Annotated in this window: 1 protein-coding gene; it reads left to right on the top strand. The window is 72.5% G+C overall.

What is annotated here, in order from left to right; genetic code table 11:
- Positions 1 to 483: glycoside hydrolase family 9 protein (locus ACFQ87_RS41515; RefSeq protein WP_380616151.1), on the top strand; the 483-nt coding region annotated here is incomplete at its 5' end.
- Between the last annotated feature and the right edge of the window lie 694 nt (positions 484 to 1177).

The raw sequence follows: 1177 nt of genomic DNA, 5'->3' as shown, positions 1-1177 counted from the left end.
GACTTCGACTCCGTGCCCCACACCTTCGGCCTGGCCGCCACCGCCCAGCTGTACCACCGGGTGACCGGAGACTCCCACTACGACGCGTTTGCCACCCAGCAGCGCAACTGGGCCCTGGGCGCCAACGCGTGGGGATCCTCCTTCGTCATCGGCGCCGGAACCACCTTCCCGCACTGCCCCGAACACCAGGCCGCCAACCTCGCCGGCGACCTCAACGGGGACGGAGACATCCTCCTCGGCGGCGTCGTCAACGGCCCCAACGCGGCAGAAAAGCTCAAGGACCTCAACTCCTTCCCCACCATGCGCACGTGCCCGACCGACCAGGGCAACCCCTTCGCCGCCTTCGACGGCCGCGGCGGCGGCTTCATGGACCACGTCGGCGCCTGGCAGACCGTCGAATCCGCCGACGACTTCACCGCCACCGCCCTGCTCGCCTTCACCCTCGCCGCCGCACAACAGGACGCCGGCACCAAGCCCAACTGACAGCACGAAGCCGTAACCTGCCCGCCCGTGTGTCCATAGGGCGAGCGGAGGTCGACCGCTTCTTCTGGGCCCCGTAGTGGTGCGGGGTGAAGTCCGGGCACCGGATCCTGTTGCAGGAGAAGGGGAGCAGGCGCGCAGAGCCGGAGCGGAGACGGGATCCCGGCCACCTGATGCTGCGCGCCGACGACGTGGTGCGTTGTCCGCTGCGCTATCGGTCGCCGCAGGATGCCACCGTTGCCGCCCTCGCGGCCACGGGAATCGACGTCGTCCAGGCCGGGGACGGCCGCCCCGGCGCGGCTGCTGGGCGCGGGTCCTGGTGGCGTGCTGGTCGCCGTCCGGGCTCGCTGCGCCCAGGCGTGGGTGGCCGCGCCATGCTCCGGGTGCTCGCCGTCGTCCGGTGGCCCGGGCCCGTGTCCCCGCTCCGGCCGCTTTGCTGCGCCGCCGTCCCGGGTTGGCTGGGGGCTGCTGCCGGGTGGCCGTCAGGCCGCCTCGGTGGTGGCCTGCGGGGTTCCGCGGTCCGGGGGCACGTCCGGTTCTGAGGGGGCCCCGTTCGCAGCAATGCGCGGGGCCTACCCGACCCTCCACCACCCCGACACGATCCGCCGCACACCGCATCCCACTGATCCCCGCGGCCCGGCATGACAACAGTGCGACCGGCCGCCCAGACTGAACACCGTCCGGCACCGGACAAACC

The sequence above is a fragment of the Kitasatospora sp. NPDC056531 genome (assembly GCF_042794375.1).
Lineage (GTDB): Bacteria > Actinomycetota > Actinomycetes > Streptomycetales > Streptomycetaceae > Kitasatospora.
The sequence above is the reverse complement of the archived record's forward strand: the minus strand, read 5'-3'. Positions and strand labels throughout refer to the sequence as shown.